This window comes from Arthrobacter sp. fls2-241-R2A-172 (assembly GCF_030208885.1).
In the GTDB taxonomy this organism is placed as follows: domain Bacteria; phylum Actinomycetota; class Actinomycetes; order Actinomycetales; family Micrococcaceae; genus Arthrobacter.
In genome coordinates, this window is record NZ_JARVTB010000021.1 from 1 (window position 1) to 16,451 (window position 16,451).

Below are 16,451 nucleotides of genomic sequence, written 5' to 3' on the forward strand. Positions count from 1 at the left end.
TCACCAGCCCGGACGAGGGCATCGAAGAAACACCTAACGTGCACGTCCCGCCGGCTGCCGTGATCAGCACACCGCTCAAGGGCATGGTCGAACCCGACACCGCAGATCGTCTGGCAAGCCGCACCATGTCCGGTACCCCAGCCCTATGGGTTGTCGGCAGCCACGGCGGAGCGGGCGAGAGCCGCACCGCTGACCTGCTCACCGGGGCACGCCCCACCGGGCACTGCTGGCCTGTCCTGCAGGACGGCAGCAAACCCCGCGTGCTGCTGGTCTGCCGGGCGGACATGCGCGGCCTCACCACAGCTCAATGCGCCCTGACCCAATGGGCATCGGGTGCCGCACCTGCTGTTGAGCTGCTCGGCCTCGCCGTCCTCGCGGACGCACCTGGAAAAACACCTAAATCACTCCGCGATTTCGCGGCCATCGTCGGCGGGGGAGCGCCCCGCCTCTGGCTCCTTCCCTGGGTCGAGGCATGGCGGCACGGAGACTCGACCTCCACACCACCAGCCCGCGAATACCAGCGCTTCATCACCGACGTAACCGCACTGGTTACCTAAACCAGCCCAAGCACCAATCACTGAAAGGTCACTCATCATGAACTCGATCACCGCAATCACCACCAGCACCATCCCCAACCCCACGCCGGTCGTCCCTGCCGAAGCCGGCGGCCTGCTCACCGTCCTGAACTGGGCATCCGGTATCGGCCTGGTCCTGGGCGTTCTCGGTGTCATCATCGTCGGCATCACCATGGTCATCCAGCTCCAGCGCGGCGAAGGCGGCCAGTCCCTGGCCAAGCTTGGCTGGGTCCTGCTCGGCTGCATCATCATCACCGGTGCCGCAGGCATCGTCCGCGCCTTCGTCTAAGCCATCACCAACAACGGGAGGTTCACCTTGAGCCAGTCAGCTGAGAGCACCACCGAAAGTAATCCGTTCACCAAGCCCGGTTTCATCATAGCTGCCGCGCTGGTGGTCGCGCTGATCGCAGCAGCAGTCGTCATCTTCCTGATTCCCAAAGGACAAGGAAACGCCCAACCAGCACCGGCAGAATCCAGCAGTGCCGCCACGGCTAGCCCCAGTGCCTCCGCTGCCTCTGGCAAGAGCGTCTGCGGGCTTCCTGGTTCCACCGAAACAGCCTTGGGGAAAGCGCCTGCGACGAAATGGGAACTTGTAGGCCGGACCGCTGCCCCGACGGCCCCAGAGACCTTCGGTCCTGGCGTCAAGGGTGCCAATGGTTTCCGGTCGTGCTTCTCCCATTCCCCAACGGGGGCCCTTTACGCAGCGGTCAATATGGTGGCTCTCGGTGCAATGAGTGATGCCGAAGTCCAGAAGGAACTCCTCGAAAAGCTCGTAGTTCCCGGACCTGGACGTGACGCAGCATTGAAAGATATCCGTACTCCGTCCAGTGCAGATTCCTCTGCTCTCCAAATACGTGGGTTTGTCCTCAAGTCCTACTCAGCTACGGCGGCTCATGTGGATTTGGCCTTCGAAGCGTCCACGGGTGAGTACGGCCATGGTGTCCTTCCGCTCAAGTGGATCGATGGAGACTGGAAAGTAGAGTTTTCCGATTCCGGTGAACTGCTTAATGACATCGCCCAAATCCGGGATCTGAGTAGCTTCATCCCGTGGTCAAGGGCCTGACATGGCGGAAAAAGTATGTGCACCGCTGGATTGGAAGTGCGGGGCTGAAGACTTCATCAGCGGCCTCGGTGACGATGCCATGGCAAACATGGCGAAGGCCATCATGGAGGGCATGAGCCAGATGGTGACGACTCTGTCTACTTTCTGGGTCTCAACCCCCACGGTGAACCTAACTAGCCAAGACGGTTCTGCAGCCAGTCCGGTTGTTTCCCTGGTCAACAGCGAGTTGATGCCGTGGACGTTGGCCTTGGCCGTCCTGGCTGTCATCCTTGGCGGTATTCGGTTGATCTGGGAGCAGCGCGGCGCACCCCTAAAAGACCTGCTGCGTTCGCTTATCACTTTGACTTTGGTTTCAGGGCTGGGTCTGGGGGTGATTTCGATCTTGGTGATTGCGGCGGATGCCTTTTCTGCCGCGACCATTGACCGCTCCACGGACGGCAAGGGCTTTGCCGAGTCGATGCAGCTGTTGACCATGGCGAACCAGACCGGTGTTGGGGTCTTCATCCTCATCGTTCTTGGTCTCATCGGGCTGCTTGCATCCCTTGTTCAGATTGTGCTGATGGTCGTTCGCAGCGGCATGTTGGTGATTCTGGCGGGCATTCTGCCCACCACGGCCGCGTTCACGAACACCGAGATGGGTCGGCAGTGGTTCCAGAAAGCAGTGGGCTGGACCATCGCCTTTATTCTCTACAAACCGGCCGCCGCAATCGTCTACTCAGTGGCGTTCCTGCTGATGGGGAACAGTGGAGGGAAGGATGCATTGATCGGCTCCATCACTGGTTTCACATTGATGGTGGTGGCGCTGTTCGCGCTGCCTGCTCTGATGCGTTTTGTAACGCCAATGGTTGGTGCGGTGGCCTCCGGTGGGGGTGCTGGTGCAGGTGCTGCTGTTGGGGCCATTGCCACCGGTGCGGTTTCGCTTGGCCGTGGCGGTAGCGGTAGGGGCAATGCTTCACCGACCCCGTCATCGTCAGCGAGCACGTCGAACACTCAAAGCACGCAACCGGGCAGCTCTCCAAAGGGCAGTGATGGTACGTCCGGCCCTCGTGGCGGGGGAGGGCAGCCCATCCCGGGTGCTACGGGTCCGGGTGGAGCCGCTGGCACGGCTGCAGCAGCCAAAGCAGGGATGGCAGGCACCGGCCCTGCCGGAGCGACAGCTGGTGCCGGTGCAGGGACAGCAGCAGCCAGTGGGGGAGCAGCAGCTGGCCCCGTGGGTGTGGCTGTAGCTACAGGAGCACAGGTGGCGTCCAAGACGTCCCAGGCAATTGAAAAGACCGCGCAGGATTCAACCGGGGAGGGCTCCAGTGGCAGCAATTAGCACCGATTACAAAGAACCGTCCTACGGCAACTGGCGTGTACCGCGCTCGGCAGGGCTGGCCAACCTCGGCGCGATCGGCACTGCGATCGTCTTTGCCGGCCTGTTGCTGGGCATTGTGAGCTTCGCTATTTGGGGCCTGTTCGCCGGCCTGGGCGTTCTTGCCTTTGCCGGTGTCAGCGCCTTGCTGCTGACAGTCAAGGACAAGCATGGCCAGTCCGTCGTTGACCGCGCCGGAACTCGTTTGGCTTTCAAGGTCTCCAAGTCCTCCGGGACGAACCTTTACCGGTCCGGACCGCTCGGGGTGACCGAATGGGGCATGTACCAGCTCCCGGGCTTGGCCGCGAAGTCGACCCTGTACGAGTTCACCGATTCCTACAAGCGCCCCTTCGCCCTGCTGCACGTTCCCACCACCAGCCACTTCACCGTGATCTTCTCCACCGAACCTGATGGGGCGTCCTTGGTGGACCCGGAGCAGGTCGATGCGTGGGTCGCTAACTGGGGCGGCTGGCTCGCCGGGCTGGCCGATGAGGCCGGGCTGGACGCCGCAGCGGTGACGGTGGAGACCGCGCCGGATTCGGGGTACAGGCTGCGGAACGAAGTGTTGATGAACATCGACCCGGACGCACCTGCGTTCGCCCGGGAAATGCTCAACGAGGTGGTGGACACCTACCCGGAAGGTTCTGCCACGGTCCGCGCCTGGGTGTCGCTGACGTTCAACTCCGCGATCCGGGCCGGTGCCAAGAAGAGGACGCCGGAAGATGTTGCCCGCGACCTGGCATCCCGGATCCCCGGCCTGTCGGCACGGTTGCAGTCCACCGGTGCCGGGATCGCCCGGCCGATGTCTGCACAGGAGCTGTGCGAGGTTGTGAGGATCGCCTACGATCCTCCGGCTGCGCTGATCATTGATGAAGCCCACGCGGCCGGTTCCCCGGTGTCGTTGAGCTGGGGCGAGGTTGGCCCCACCGCGACGCAGGCAAGCTGGGATGACTACCGGCACGATTCCGCGTTCTCCGCGTCCTGGACCATGACCGGTGCCCCGCGTGGATCGGTAAACTCTTCGGTCCTGTCCCGGTTGCTGGCCCCGCATGGGGACATTGACCGCAAGCGTGTCTCGCTGCTGTACCGTCCGATGGATTCGGCCCGGGCCGCTGCCGTGGTGGAGCGGGACCAGAACAACGCCAACGTCCGCATCACCTCCGGAACCCGTCCTTCAGCGCGTGCCTTGGTGGATGCCCGTTCAGCGGCGCAGACCGCCCAGGAAGAAGCCCAAGGTGCCGGGCTGGTGAACTTCGGCATGGTCGTCACAGCCACCGTGACCGATAGGGAACGCCTCGCAGACGCCGTAGCGGCCGTGGAACAGACCTCCGGCACCGCCCGGGTATTGCTGCGCCGTGCTTACGGTTCGCAGGACACCGCGTTCGCCGCGTCCCTGCCTCTGGGTCTGGTACTGCCCAAGCACAGCATGGTCCCGTCCGAGATTAAGGATGCTCTGTAATGGCCTTCCCGAAACTCTTCGCCCGTTCCTCGAAGCACAGCACTTCCCCTGCGAAGGCTGCCCCGAAGAAGGCTGAGAAGCCGCCGCGTGAGGCCGGGCCTGGTGCCCGTGGCTGGCCCGGGCGCGGCGGGGGCATGGCCCAGCTCGTCCCGTCCGTGAAGGAGTACCGGGGAACAACGGTTCAGGTCTGCGGTCTGTGGCCGTTTTCTTCCGGTGCGTCCTCGCCCATGATCGGCGTCCCGTTGGGACGCCACGAGGAAACCCAGGCCACGGTCTGCTGCGACCCGATCAGCTGGTTCCAACGCGCACGCCTGATTTCGAACCCCTCGGCGTTCATCCTGGGCAAGCCCGGGCTGGGAAAGTCCACGGTCGTGCGGAGGATGTTCATCGGACTCTCCGCACAAGGGGTTCATCCCCTGATCCTTGGTGACCTCAAAGGCGAGCACGTCAAAGCCGTGAGGGCACTCGGCGGGCAGGTTATCCGGCTCGGCCGTGGCGTCGGGTACCTCAACATCCTTGACCCGGGCCAGGCTGTCGACGCCGCCCAGCTCCTTGAAGACAACGGCCACCACGAAGACGCAGCCCGCGTACGAGCCGACGCGCACGGCCGCCGACTGACCATGGTGGTCTCACTGATCACGATCAGCCGAAACAACCCGCCCACCGACCAGGAACAAACCATGCTGGACCGTGCCTTGCGGGTCCTCGATGACCGTTTCGACGGTGTCCCGGTGTTGAAGGACCTGCTGGACGTCATCGTCTCCGCACCTGACGAGCTGCGGCAGGTCGCCCTGGACCGGGGCGACATGAACATCTACTTGCAGGAAACCCGGGCGTTGGAGGCAACCCTGCTCGGTTTGACCGGTGGCGGGAAGCTGGGGGAAATCTTCTCCCGCCAGACCAGCCAGCCCATGGTCCGTGACCGGGCCGTGGTCTTCGACGTTTCCAGCATTGACGAGACCGAAACGGACCTGCAGGCCGCCATCCTGCTCGCGTGCTGGTCCTACGGCTTCGGCACGGTCAACGTCGCCAACGCCCTCGCCGATGCAGGTTTGGAACCGCGACGGAACTACTTCGTGGTCCTGGACGAGCTGTGGCGGGCGCTGCGTGCCGGTAAGGGCATGGTGGACCGTGTAGACGCGCTGACGCGGTTGAACCGCTCCGTGGGCGTCGGGCAGATCATGATTTCCCACACCATGTCCGACCTGCTGGCCCTGCCGGCAGAAGAGGACCGGATGAAAGCCCGCGGCTTTGTCGAACGTTCCGGCATGGTCATCTGCGGCGGCCTTCCGGCCTCGGAAATGCCGCTGCTGACCTCCGCCATTCCGTTGTCCCGGCAGGAGCAGCAGAAGCTCATTGGCTGGCAGGATCCGCCCGCGTGGGACTCACGCGGCGTCGACGTCGAACCTCCGGGCCGGGGAAAGTTCCTCATCAAGGTCGGTGGCCGTCCCGGGATCCCCGTCCAGGTCGGACTCACCTCCTTGGAGAAGGGCCCCGAAGGGGTCAACGACACCGACGGCAAATGGCATGCAGCACCGGAAACCCTGCTCGAATCCGCAGCCCCGGCCCTGCCCACTCAAGGAGGAATCGCGTGAGAGCCCCAACCCCCACAGAGTGGTGGTACGTCTTCGCGGTGGTGACGTTCTTCTGCGGTGCGGTACTTTTCAGCATTATCGCCAGCATCTGGGGCGATTGGGCGCTTTACAACGACCTGAAAGGCTGGCTACTTCTTTGGCTCGCTTTGCTTGTGGCTTTCGCTCTAATCGCCGTAGTTGTCCACCGCGTGTTCGACACTGCCAACCACAAAATCACCTGGACGAAAAATGGTCTAACCATACTCAGCATTTTTGTCACTGCTGTCTGCTTTAACTTTCCTGCTTGATGGAAGACCCCCTGGGCCGCCGTTCCCCTGTGGAGCACCGTTATCGGCTGGCTCTTCATAGTCCTGACGCTTTGCTCACTTGTACCAATTTGGAAGGGCGAGGCCAAAGACGCTGAGGAAAAGATCGAGGCCGCCAAAGCGAAGAAGAGGGCCGAGAACGAAGCCGCGAACAGAAAAGCTACGGTCGGGAATAGAGACGTCATCTCCAAGGGCCCCAGAGGAAGGAAAACGCGATGAGCGCACCGAATCGTAAAGGGATGGGCATGGGCGATGCTCTGCTGGTCTGGCTGGCCATCGGCTTCATCGTCGTCTTCGGCGGCGGAACTTACGCCGCCTTGCACCTCGGCTCGTGGATGGCGGGCATCGCCGCCCCACCAGCCCACCCCATCGATCTGATCGCCGGACTGGCCAAGGGACGGGTGCCGTGGCCAACCGAGGCCACGGTCGTCGCCTGCCTCATGGCCGCCGTGGTTCTGGCCCTGACCATCGTTGCCCTGGTGGCCTGGCGGAAGGGTGCCTCCAAGCGTGCCCGCGTCGATAAGGCCGCCCGCTACCTGGGGCGCGGTAAAGCGTTGGCCGCGTTCTCCGAGAAAGGCGCGAAAGCGACCGCCGAGCGTCTGGGGGTCACTGACACGCCCGGCATTGTCGTGGGCAAGGTCGTCTCCACGGCTCAGAAGTTTATTCAGTCCTGGGAAGACCTGAGCCTGGATATCTGGGGACCCCGTACCGGTAAATCAACGTCACGGGTCATGCCCGCCGTTCTGGACGCACCCGGCGCCGTGGTCTCGACCTCGAACAAGCGCGACGTCGTGGACGGCACCCGTGGCGTCCGGGAGAGCACGGCTCCGGTGTGGGTGTTCGATCCGCAGAAGATCGCCCAGGAAGAACCGGACTGGTGGTGGAACCCGCTCTCCTACGTTACCGACGAGGAGAAGGCGTACAAGCTCACCCAGCACTTCTCGGTCGGCTCCCGCGTGCCTGGGTCCAAGCCTGATGCCTATTTCGATCCCAAAGCAGAAGATATTCTGTCCTCGTACTTCCTCGCGGCCGCGCTCGGGGAGCTGCCCATTACGCAGGTGTACCTGTGGGTTACCGAACAGGTGAACCGTGAACCCATCAATATTCTTCGCGAACATGATTACGAGCTGCAGTACAAGGGCCTTGAATCCACACTCGAGCTGGCTGATAAGCAGCGTGACGGTATCTTCGGTACGGCCGAGAAGATGATCCAATGCCTCAAGAGCCGGAACACCCTGCGCTGGGTCACCCCCACCGGTGGAGCGACCGTATCCACAGATACCCGCCGGCAGTTCAACCCGCATGCTTTCGCGGCGTCGCAGGAGACGATTTACATCCTCTCCAAGGAAGGTGCCGGGTCGGCCGCACCCCTCACCACAGCCTTGACGGTGGCCATTGCCGAGGCCATGGAAGAACGCGCCGAGCGCAGCGGCGGCCGCCTGCCCAAGCCGGCGCTGTTCGCCCTGGATGAGCTGGCCAACGTGGTCCGCTGGGCAGCCCTGCCGGACCAGTTCAGCCACTACGGCTCCAAGGGCCTGATCGTCATGGGCATCCTGCAGTCCTGGTCCCAGGGCGTCGAGCTGTGGGGAGAGGCAAATATGCGGAAAATCTGGTCAGCGGCGAACGTCAAGGTCTACGGCGGCGGCGTGGCAGAAGAAGCCTTCCTCCGGGCACTCTCGGACCTGATCGGTGACTACAGCTACATCAACGTCTCCACCTCCTCCGGCAAGTCCGGCTCCAGCCGCTCACGCCAAGAGAGCAAGGAACGCATCTTCGACGTTTCCAACCTCGCCGAACTGGACCGTGGCCGCGCCGTCGTCCTCGCCTCCGGCGCACCAGCCACGCTCGTCCGCACGATGCCCTGGTACACCGGTCCCCATAAGGAAACGGTGGAGGCATCCATCAAGAAGTACAGCCCCCGCCCCGAAGAACCCACGGCCCCTGTCCCCGCTGCACCGGCAGCCAATCCATGGGACACGGAATAGGAAGGGCGCCGCACGTGGCAACTGACTTTGACCTCTACGACACGGACACACCGGCCCCGGCTCATGCCGACCTGGGCGCGGAGAAAGAACCGGAGCTCGTCTTCGGCTCGGCCGAAGAGTTCCTTCATGAGCAGCTGCTGCCCACGTATGTCCGCAGCGTCACGGGAAAGTCCGCCAAGTGGTGCATCGAGTGGTATTTCCACCCGGAGGCCGTCTCGCGTGTGGCGGCTTTGTGGCGCTCGTGGGAGCATCTACGTCTGGACCCGGCGACCGGTATGAGTGTGTGGTGGAGGGACCACGCAGACCACCACATGCGCGTCCTGCTCGACCCGCAGGGGCCGTTTTTCAACTGCGATATGAAAGAACACCGGGAGCCAGAGCTCTTGGAACCGAAAATGGCTCCGGCTGGCTGGTTCCCTGACGTCCGAGGCGCCAAGCCATGAAACCGGCCAACATCTTTGCCCCGCAAATTCAAAAAGCAAACGAGACGCGACTCCCAATAGTGCCACAGCCAGTGGCACTATTGCCGCTCGATAGGGTGGGGGCATGACTTCTTCAGAAATTGACCTCCCGGCAGGCTATGACCAGTTGCTGGAGTCCCTGAAGAACCGGGTACACGGCGCACGAACCCAAGCCCAGCGAACCGTCAACACTCTCCTGATCGAGCTCTACTGGTCCCTCGGCCGCGACATCCTCGCCCGCCAGGAACAACACGGGTGGGGGAGCGGCGTGCTGAACCGGCTGGCCACAGACCTGCGGATCGCATTCCCAGACATCAAAGGCCTCTCCTACCGCAACCTGCAATACATGACCGCGATGGTGCGGGCCTGGGACAACGACACAAATGTGCCACAGGCTGTGGCACATTTGCCGTGGGGCCACATCCGCACCATTCTGGACAAAGCCAACACCGCCGAAGAGCGCAACTGGTACGCCGCCGCAGCCGCTGAATACGGCTGGTCACGAAACGTGCTGCTGAACATGATGATGAACCGGTCGATGGAACGCACCGGTACCGCACCATCTAACTTCAACCGCCAACTCGCCTCCCCGGACTCGGAACTGGCACAGCAGATGGCCAAGGACCCCTACAACTTCGAATTCCTCGGGCTCTCCGGGGAAGTCGCAGAACGCGACCTCGAAAACGCCCTCACCAACCGGATCACCGAAACCCTGCAGGAACTCGGACCCGGATTTTCCTTCGTCGGCCGACAAGTCCACTTCGACGTCGACGGAGACGACTACTACGTAGACCTGCTGTTCTTCCACATCGAGCAACTCCGCTACGTCGTCATCGAACTCAAAACAGGAAAGTTCCAGCCAGAGTATGCCGGCAAGCTGAACTTCTATGTCGCACTGGTCGATGACACTCTCCGCCGTGAGCACCACAACGAAACCATCGGCATCCTTATCTGTGGCACCAAGAACGACCGCAGCGTCCGGTACAGCCTCGGCCGGTCCACGTCACCTATGGCAGTCGCCGCCTACACCTACGACAAACTGCCCGCAGACGAAAAAGTCGCCCTGCCCAACGAAGGGCACGTTGTCGCCGCACTCGAATGGGCAGAAGCAACTGCAGAATCCGAAGGCTGAACGACGCCGGCTGCGATGGTCATCGACTAGAACTCATCGGCAGGAGGCTTGACACCATTGGTTTATGCGGCATTAGTAAGCGTCGCCATCTTCGATCAGATCCATAGTCGTGGAGGTGGCACCCTCAGAGGCGCTCTTCACCGACTATGCTGACAAGTACCACGGCGGTAGTAGATGGCGCGCCGCGAGGCTGAATCTGAAGACTCCACCGTCGAGGGCAGTGACGCCACCCCGAACGTGGGCTGCGCCAAGGGTGCAGACGACGATTCGTCCCTGGTCTGCACCGGAGCGAAAAGTCCGGGGCGCCGGCCAGATGAGCACCGAGCTCGCCATCATCGAGGAACCCGGCTTGAGCGCACTTGGGGTGTAACAGTTCTTTGGCTCGAAGTAGCGAGTGGGCGGGCACGACAGGGCGATTGCTGGAAGCAGTCCTCGTGAGTCAAGACAGCGTCTTCACTGTGACTAGGAGACCTATTACGCCCTGGCTATCTAACACGCGGGCGGTTGCGGGCAGGCACTCGGGTAGCAGCCTCGCGCCGTGCTCCGACGGTGTTTTCGATGGTTCCAATGCCCTCCACGCTCATGCGAACCACGTCGCCGGGACTCAGCGGCGGGGGCGTTTGGGTGCCGTTGCGGCCCCAGAATTCGGCGAGACAGCCGCTCCCGCAGGTGCCGGAGCCCAAGACATCGCCGGGTTTAACGACGGAGTCCTGCGAGGCGTAGGCCACGAGTTCGGCGAACGGCCAACCCATATTGGACAGCAGGTCATGCCCGACCTGTTCCCCGTTGACCTCAACGGACATGGAGATAGGCAGGAATCCTTCGGCGTTGTGCCGGTCCTCGAACTCGTCGGCGGTGACAATCCAGGGTCCCAGTGTGTTGGCGAAGTCCTTGCCCTTGCACGGGCCCAGGTTTACCTTCATTTCACGGCGCTGCAGGTCCCGCGCAGACCAGTCGTTGAGAATGGTGTAGCCGAAGATGTGCCGGTGCGCGTCAGAGGCGGACAAGTTTCGGCCGTCGCTTCCAGCAATGTGGCCGACGACGGCGGCGACCTCCGTCTCGAAGTCCAGGTCCGTGCAGCCGGCGGGAATGCCGATGACCTCGCCGGTGCCGGTCACCGTGTGCGGATTGGTGAAGTAGAAGGTCGGCGCCTCGTACCATTCCGGGACCACCCCCGCCACGCCGTCGATGCTCTTCCTCACGCCCTCGACATGTTCTTCGAACGCCACGAAGTCCCGTATGGTGGCAGGTTTCAACGGAGACAGCAGCCGTACGTCGGCAAGCGGAATCGCAGCACCGGACCCGATGGTGCGCCGGGCAATGTCCAACGTCTCGTCGAGCCCGGCGTCCAGCAGCGACTGAACGTCCTGACCCTGGGGGAGGGCGTAGCAGCCGCCGTCGCTCACAAAGCCGGGCTGCGTCCCGCCGTCGTACTCCCAACGGGCAATTTTGACCATAAATCTATTCCTTAGGCTGACTCGCTGGCGGTGCGGACGGAAGCGGACGTGATGCCCAGGGCGGCAGCATTGCCTGCCAGCACCCGGACCCGGTCCTCTTCTGGAAGACGCGCTTCCAGGACCTCCGTCACGGGGCGGTCCGAGCCCATATCGAAGGGGTAGTCAGAGCCGAGCAGCACTTGCTCCGGCCCGGCCGCTGCAACGAGGGCCTGCAGCTCTGCGCGGCTGTGGACCAGCGAATCGAAGCAGAGCTTCTTGAGATAGGACGACGGCGGTTCGGCGCACCCGTGCGCCTCCGGCCGGACGCGCCAGGCGTGATCGGAACGTCCCAGGTTGGTGGGCAGGTAGCCGCCTCCGTGGGCAGCCAGGACCCTCAATCCCGGATGGCGGTCCAAGACACCGCTGAAGATCAGGTGGGACAGGGCCACCGCATTCTCGGCGGGCTGGGAAACGGTGTTGGCGAGGTAGAAACGATCCAGCCGCTCATCGAGGGAGCAGCCGAACGGATGCAGGAACACCAGGGCGCCGAGCTCCTCGGCGCGTGACCAGAAGGCCTCCAGCCGGGGGTCCGAGAGCTCAACCGAGCTGCGCTTCGGGTCGACGGGGGTGGCTGCAAACGATCCGATCTCAACGCCGAGCAGCTCGCGCCCCATGACCGCGTCCTCAAGGGCTTCCACCATGAGGTCGGGGTGCTGGAGCGGGACCAGCCCCAACCCGTTGAGCCGGTCCGGGGCCCGGTCCACGAAATCCCGGACGGCCTGGTTGGCCGCCTTGGCCAGCCGGAGCGCTAGGTCTTTGCCGGCGAAGTAGTAGAAGTGCGACGGCGACGGCGAGACCAGCTGCACATCCACACCCTGGGCGTTCATGTCAGCGAGCCGGCGGTCCAGGTCTGTCAGCTGAGGCCAACGTTCCTTAATCATCTTTCCCGAGGCCGCCATGGACTCCCGCCCGTTGCGGCGCACTTCCAGGTCCTGATGCTCGGCGAACCCGGCAGGGTCCTGCTCCGCGACCAGCTGCTGCAATGCCGGAAGCAGGATGTGAGCATGGACGTCGACGACGGGCTGGGATCCGGTAACTGGCATGGTTTTTTCCTTAGTGGGCGTGACAGACGTGAAGGCCCGCTTAGCGGACCGCTATGGGATTGACGGGCGATCCGACGGCGCCGGTGATCGGCAGCGGTGCCGCTGTGAGCAGGAAGTCGTACCGCTCATCTGCGGCGCAAGCCACGGCCAGGGCCTCCGGGTCCCACATCTCACCCAGGAACAATCCCAGATTGGGGATGGCGATCTGGTGCAAAGGCTGGAAGGCGGCGTCGAATTCGTTGGGCCGGACTTCGAAACCCCAGGTGTCGGTGGCAATCCCGGCGATCTCGCTCCGGTGCAACCAAGGTGCAGTGCTGAAGGACAGGCCCGGGGCGGGCCCGCCGGCGTAATCGCCCCAGCCGTCACGGCGGGCCCGCGTGTACTGACCGGTGCGGAGCACCACGATGTCCCCCCGGCGCACCTGTGAACTGGATCCCTGGATCTCAATTGTCCGTTCCAAGTGCTCGGGGGTGATGGCGAACCCGTCGGGAAGCTCGCCGTCGTCCCGGCCGAGGTCCGGGCCGAGCGCGCGACCAACGTCGAGCAGGACGCCCCGGGTGACCATCTTCGCCTTTGCTGTTTCGATTCCGGTGACCAGGTCCCCTTCGGAGGTGACCACGTCACCGGCGGCACGGCCGTTCCAGGCCTTGCCCTGGTCAAAGATGTGGCCCAGGCCGTCCCACTGGGTGGAGCATTGCAGCGGCATGGCGATCACGTCGTCCGCGCCACCGAAGCCGTGCGGGAACCCCTGGTTGCCGCGCTCCGCGTCCACGCCGGTGTCGGTCATGGTGTGGACAGGGTTGGTCCGGCGCCGCCAGCCCTTCTGCGGGCCGTTGGTGTCGAACGGCTGGGACAGCGAGAAGGACTCGCCGGTGATCACGAGGGCTGCTGCTTCGACGCGCTTGGCGGCATCGATGAAGTTTAGGGTGCCCAGAACGTCATCGTGGCCCCAGCGCCCCCAGTTGTTGTGGTCCTGCGCCATGGCGCGGATGCTGCCGAGTGGATCGTCACGCCGGATAACCGGGGAATCGAAGGATTCCCCGGGGCCGGTTGCTGTGTCCTGGGTGGTCACGGCCTGCTGCTTTCGGTGGGAGTTTCGTCCTTGCAGTGGATGAGCTGGGTGCCAAGCCCCGTGATGGTGCCTTCCATGACGTCGCCGTCCTGGAGGAGCCGACCCCAGTGCTGGCCGTTGCCGGCGGGGCTGCCGGTGAGGACCAGGTCGCCGGGGCGCAGGGGCATGATCTGCGACGCTTCGCTGACCAGCTTGGCGACGCCGAAGATCATGTCGGACGTGGACTCGTCCTGCATGGGCTTGCCGTTGAGCTTGAGCGTCACCTGGACGTCCTGCGGGTCGCCGAGGAACTTGGCGGGCACCAGCAGAGGTCCGGTGGGCAGGAAGCCCGGGGCGTTCTTAGCCCGGTACCAGTCCGAGCCAATGGCGGGCATGTCCTTGCGGAACACGTACTCGCGGGTGGTGATGTCGTTGACCATGGTGTAGCCGAAGACATACTCCAGCGCTTCCTCGGGGGTGACCCGGAAAGCTGTTTTCCCAATGACGGCTGCGAGTTCCAACTCCCAGTCGTGGGACTTCGAGTAGGACGGGAGGGTGAGGTCATCAGTGGCCGAGGCGATCGCCGTCGGGAGCCCGATGAAGAAGTACGGGGTGCCCTGGCCTGCGCGCTTGTCCATCATTGCGGCCGTTGCGGCGCGCACCTCTTCGGCGTCCTCGCCCGGTTCGCGGTGTGCGATGGCGAGGTCGACGACGTGCTTGCGGTAGTTCGCACCGGTTTGCAGGATCTGGACCGGTTCCACCGGAGCCAGGACCTGGACCTCGGCCAGAGCCAGGCCCGTGTCTTCTGCTGCGGAGGCGGCCAAGCAGTCCAGTTCCACTTCAGTGGTGTCCCAATGCCGGATGAGGGAGTTGACGTCATTGTCCAGCGGCAGGACCCGGCCGTTGACCAGCAAGCCGCTGCGGGCCTTGCTGTCGCCGGGCTCGGTGAACCTGATGAGGGCGTACGTAGATTCAGCCATGATGTGCTTAGCCTCGGCCCTGCTTGGCATACGGGTTCAGGAGTGCTTCCTTCATTGCGGGGGAGGCGCCTTCTTCGGTGGCGGTGAGGCCTTCGGCGGGCGGGAAGGACTCGGTCATGGAGTGCGGCATGGCGCCATTCTTGTAGAAGTTGTTCGAGCCCTCGGACGGCTTCCAGGTGTTGGCTTCCCAGTCCGGGACGTAGTTGCGGTAGCCACCAGAGTTCAGCTCCACGCGGAGGCCGGACGGGTCGCGGAAGTAGAGGAAATTCTGTTCGCCCACGCCATGGATGGAGGGGCCGTACTCCATCGGGGTGCCGTTCTCCATCATCACGTCCGCGGTTCGAAGCAGGTCCTCAGTGGAATCAACCCAGAATGCGATGTGGTTGACCCGGCCCTGGCGGTTGGAGGTATCGGCCACCACTCCCAAATCGTGGGACTTCTCGTTGGTGGTCAGGACTGAGAAGACCGTGATGGGGGCCTCGTCCAGGTCAACGAACGCCATAACCCGGAAGCCCAGGGCTTCGCTGTACCACTTGGCGAAAGCGCGAACGTCCTGGGTTGCTACCGTGACGTGATCCAGGAAGCGCGGTGCGGCGGCGTGGCTGCTGCGGCGTTCGGGCCGGTCCGGATAGCTGGACTCAAAGCCGGGTTCTGCCACAAACTTTTCCACCTCGAAGAAGAGGCGCATGTGATGGCCGAAGGGACCGGTGAACTCGTAGGCCTTGCCGTAGCCGTGTCCGCCCGCTGTCCACGTTCCCTGCACTCCGGCGGCTTCGACGCGCTGTGCGGCCGCTTCGAGGGCTGCCTGGGAGTTGGTGCGCCAAGCCATGCGGCCCAGTGAGGCTTCCGGGCCTTCAGTGAGGACCAGGCTGTATCGGTAGTAATCGCCCCAGCAGCGCAGGTAGACGTTGCCGTCCACACGGTCGATGATGCGCATGCCGAACTTCTCTTCGTAGAACTTGGCCGAGGCATCGACGTCCGGCGTGGTGATCTCGAGGTGGGCGAGGTGGGACAGGGGCGTTTCCATGGTGAAGTCCTTCTTGGTACTGGCTGCGGTCTGATTGGTGCAGGTCCTGTAACCACTTTCCAGCAGCCGAAATAGCTGCGGAAGAGCACTTTGGCTATGACGGCCATCGGCGCGACGAATACCCCGCCCGCAACGTACTTGTCCTGCCGCGGCTGGAGGAAGAGGGCATTCCCAGTGGAGATGGCAGCCATCCAAGATAGCTATTTCCATAGGGGCCCTGCCAGTGGTTAGCGTCGCTGGCATGGACTTACAGGACGAGCTGAGGCGCCCGCCGGGGATGCTGGAGATAAAGGTCAGCCCGGAAACAGGGCTGAACGAGGCATTGGGCCAGGCTGTGGAGGCTGTCTCGGAGTCCGCAGAGGAGCATCGCCTGGGCATCATGATTTCCCGGGTGGGCTTGGACCGCTATGTGGTGCGGGTTCACCCGGCAGTGCCCTACGGGCTGGTCCGCCAGGCCTTCGCCTGATCGCGTGGCCATACGCCGCTGTGCCCCGGCGCGGCATAGCAGGGGCGCAGCGCCGCCCCGTGTTCAGAACGTCTCGACGTGTCCGCGCACATGCGTTCCGTCAGGGCTAAGCCAGCCCTTGCCGGCGGCGTAGACCAGCATATTGGCAAAGCGGTAGTTCCAGCCCATCCCGATCCGTCCGGAGCATTCGCTCTTGATCCAGTCGACGGAAACCATCACATCCTGGTCCTCCAGCGTCCCGGCGGAGGTCGATTTAAGCAGATCCGGCAGGGCGTCCCTTGCCTCCTCTGCCAGCATGACTTTGAAGGTGCTGCAATCATCAGGATCATCCAGTGCTACCGAACCGGGGCTGACTCGCACGTGCACAGGTACTCCATTCCGTCGACAGTGGTAGTTGGTTTCCACTATGCCGAGAGGCCGGTGATCGCCGGAAGAGGAGCTTTTGGATAGGTGGTATGG

18 protein-coding genes are annotated in these 16,451 nt (G+C 63.5%); 12 read left to right on the forward strand and 6 right to left on the reverse strand.

Translation table 11 applies throughout. The features are described from left to right. The 11 genes from QRM57_RS20425 to QRM57_RS20475 form a co-directional block, all read left to right on the forward strand. Positions 1 to 557: DUF6668 family protein (locus QRM57_RS20425; protein ID WP_284988020.1), on the forward strand; the 557-nt coding region annotated here is incomplete at its 5' end. A 37-nt stretch (positions 558 to 594) separates the two neighbouring features. Further along, on the forward strand, positions 595 to 864 hold the full coding sequence (locus QRM57_RS20430; protein WP_011777317.1) for a hypothetical protein: 270 nt from the start codon (positions 595 to 597) through the stop codon (positions 862 to 864). A 27-nt stretch (positions 865 to 891) separates the two neighbouring features. Next, positions 892 to 1,638 (forward strand): DUF8175 domain-containg protein, encoded by a 747-nt coding sequence (locus QRM57_RS20435; protein WP_284988021.1) that lies wholly within the window; start codon positions 892 to 894, stop codon positions 1,636 to 1,638. 1 nt (position 1,639) lies between these two features. Continuing rightward, positions 1,640 to 2,956: a TrbL/VirB6 family protein gene (locus QRM57_RS20440; RefSeq protein WP_284988022.1), complete on the forward strand. Its 1,317-nt coding sequence runs from the start codon at positions 1,640 to 1,642 to the stop codon at positions 2,954 to 2,956. Continuing rightward, the gene (locus tag QRM57_RS20445) at positions 2,943 to 4,451 is read left to right on the forward strand and encodes an SCO6880 family protein (RefSeq protein ID WP_284988024.1); all 1,509 of its coding nucleotides are present in this window, start codon (positions 2,943 to 2,945) and stop codon (positions 4,449 to 4,451) included. Before QRM57_RS20440 ends, QRM57_RS20445 begins: the two co-directional genes overlap by 14 nt. Beyond that, positions 4,451 to 6,046: a putative type IV secretion/conjugal transfer ATPase gene (locus tag QRM57_RS20450; protein ID WP_284988026.1), complete on the forward strand. Its 1,596-nt coding sequence runs from the start codon at positions 4,451 to 4,453 to the stop codon at positions 6,044 to 6,046. The genes QRM57_RS20445 and QRM57_RS20450 overlap by 1 nt, the downstream gene beginning before the upstream one ends. Continuing rightward, positions 6,043 to 6,333, forward strand: a complete 291-nt coding sequence (locus QRM57_RS20455) for a hypothetical protein (RefSeq protein ID WP_284988027.1) — start codon at positions 6,043 to 6,045, stop codon at positions 6,331 to 6,333. The genes QRM57_RS20450 and QRM57_RS20455 overlap by 4 nt, the downstream gene beginning before the upstream one ends. A gap of 233 nt (positions 6,334 to 6,566) precedes the next feature. Then, positions 6,567 to 8,336: a type IV secretory system conjugative DNA transfer family protein gene (locus tag QRM57_RS20460; RefSeq protein WP_284988028.1), complete on the forward strand. Its 1,770-nt coding sequence runs from the start codon at positions 6,567 to 6,569 to the stop codon at positions 8,334 to 8,336. A 14-nt stretch (positions 8,337 to 8,350) separates the two neighbouring features. Then, entirely contained in the window at positions 8,351 to 8,779 is a 429-nt protein-coding gene (locus QRM57_RS20465) for a DUF4913 domain-containing protein (RefSeq protein ID WP_284988029.1), read from the forward strand. A gap of 103 nt (positions 8,780 to 8,882) precedes the next feature. Then, entirely contained in the window at positions 8,883 to 9,929 is a 1,047-nt protein-coding gene (locus QRM57_RS20470; protein ID WP_284988031.1) for a PDDEXK nuclease domain-containing protein, read from the forward strand. Positions 9,930 to 10,044: 115 nt separating this feature from the next. Next, complete coding sequence (locus tag QRM57_RS20475) at positions 10,045 to 10,299, forward strand: hypothetical protein (protein ID WP_284988033.1); 255 nt, start codon at positions 10,045 to 10,047, stop codon at positions 10,297 to 10,299. Positions 10,300 to 10,414: 115 nt separating this feature from the next. Here QRM57_RS20475 and QRM57_RS20480 read toward each other — a convergent pair whose 3' ends face one another. Genes QRM57_RS20480 through QRM57_RS20500 form a run of 5 tightly spaced genes read right to left on the reverse strand, consistent with a single transcriptional unit; the run spans position 10,415 to position 15,526 of the window. After that, entirely contained in the window at positions 10,415 to 11,386 is a 972-nt protein-coding gene (locus tag QRM57_RS20480; RefSeq protein ID WP_284988035.1) for a fumarylacetoacetate hydrolase family protein, read from the reverse strand. A gap of 11 nt (positions 11,387 to 11,397) precedes the next feature. Then, a complete protein-coding gene (locus QRM57_RS20485) occupies positions 11,398 to 12,468 on the reverse strand; it encodes an amidohydrolase family protein (protein WP_284988037.1) in 1,071 nt (356 codons plus the stop codon). Positions 12,469 to 12,508: 40 nt separating this feature from the next. Continuing rightward, positions 12,509 to 13,540 (reverse strand): cyclase family protein, encoded by a 1,032-nt coding sequence (locus QRM57_RS20490; RefSeq protein WP_284988038.1) that lies wholly within the window; start codon positions 13,538 to 13,540, stop codon positions 12,509 to 12,511. After that, the gene (locus QRM57_RS20495) at positions 13,537 to 14,499 is read right to left on the reverse strand and encodes a fumarylacetoacetate hydrolase family protein (protein ID WP_284988039.1); all 963 of its coding nucleotides are present in this window, start codon (positions 14,497 to 14,499) and stop codon (positions 13,537 to 13,539) included. The genes QRM57_RS20490 and QRM57_RS20495 overlap by 4 nt, the downstream gene beginning before the upstream one ends. Positions 14,500 to 14,506: 7 nt before the next feature. Further along, positions 14,507 to 15,526: a VOC family protein gene (locus tag QRM57_RS20500; protein ID WP_284988041.1), complete on the reverse strand. Its 1,020-nt coding sequence runs from the start codon at positions 15,524 to 15,526 to the stop codon at positions 14,507 to 14,509. Positions 15,527 to 15,767: 241 nt separating this feature from the next. Between QRM57_RS20500 and QRM57_RS20505 the strand changes: the two genes are divergently transcribed. After that, complete coding sequence (locus QRM57_RS20505; protein ID WP_284988043.1) at positions 15,768 to 15,992, forward strand: hypothetical protein; 225 nt, start codon at positions 15,768 to 15,770, stop codon at positions 15,990 to 15,992. Between the two features lie 63 nt (positions 15,993 to 16,055). On the opposite strand, the gene QRM57_RS20510 is transcribed toward QRM57_RS20505, so the two are convergent. Beyond that, entirely contained in the window at positions 16,056 to 16,352 is a 297-nt protein-coding gene (locus tag QRM57_RS20510) for a hypothetical protein (RefSeq protein WP_284988045.1), read from the reverse strand. Positions 16,353 to 16,451 lie beyond the last annotated feature (99 nt).

What these genes read in the sequence shown, in the direction of transcription:
- QRM57_RS20430 (WP_011777317.1), top strand. Translation starts at nt 595, where the DNA reads ATGAACTCGATCACCGCAATCACCACCAGCACCATCCCCAACCCCACG.
- QRM57_RS20440 (WP_284988022.1), top strand. Translation starts at nt 1,640, where the DNA reads ATGGCGGAAAAAGTATGTGCACCGCTGGATTGGAAGTGCGGGGCTGAA.
- QRM57_RS20450 (WP_284988026.1), top strand. Translation starts at nt 4,451, where the DNA reads ATGGCCTTCCCGAAACTCTTCGCCCGTTCCTCGAAGCACAGCACTTCC.
- QRM57_RS20460 (WP_284988028.1), top strand. Translation starts at nt 6,567, where the DNA reads ATGAGCGCACCGAATCGTAAAGGGATGGGCATGGGCGATGCTCTGCTG.
- QRM57_RS20470 (WP_284988031.1), top strand. Translation starts at nt 8,883, where the DNA reads ATGACTTCTTCAGAAATTGACCTCCCGGCAGGCTATGACCAGTTGCTG.
- QRM57_RS20480 (WP_284988035.1), bottom strand. Translation starts at nt 11,386, where the DNA reads ATGGTCAAAATTGCCCGTTGGGAGTACGACGGCGGGACGCAGCCCGGC.
- QRM57_RS20485 (WP_284988037.1), bottom strand. Translation starts at nt 12,468, where the DNA reads ATGCCAGTTACCGGATCCCAGCCCGTCGTCGACGTCCATGCTCACATC.
- QRM57_RS20495 (WP_284988039.1), bottom strand. Translation starts at nt 14,499, where the DNA reads ATGGCTGAATCTACGTACGCCCTCATCAGGTTCACCGAGCCCGGCGAC.
- QRM57_RS20500 (WP_284988041.1), bottom strand. Translation starts at nt 15,526, where the DNA reads ATGGAAACGCCCCTGTCCCACCTCGCCCACCTCGAGATCACCACGCCG.
- QRM57_RS20505 (WP_284988043.1), top strand. Translation starts at nt 15,768, where the DNA reads ATGGACTTACAGGACGAGCTGAGGCGCCCGCCGGGGATGCTGGAGATA.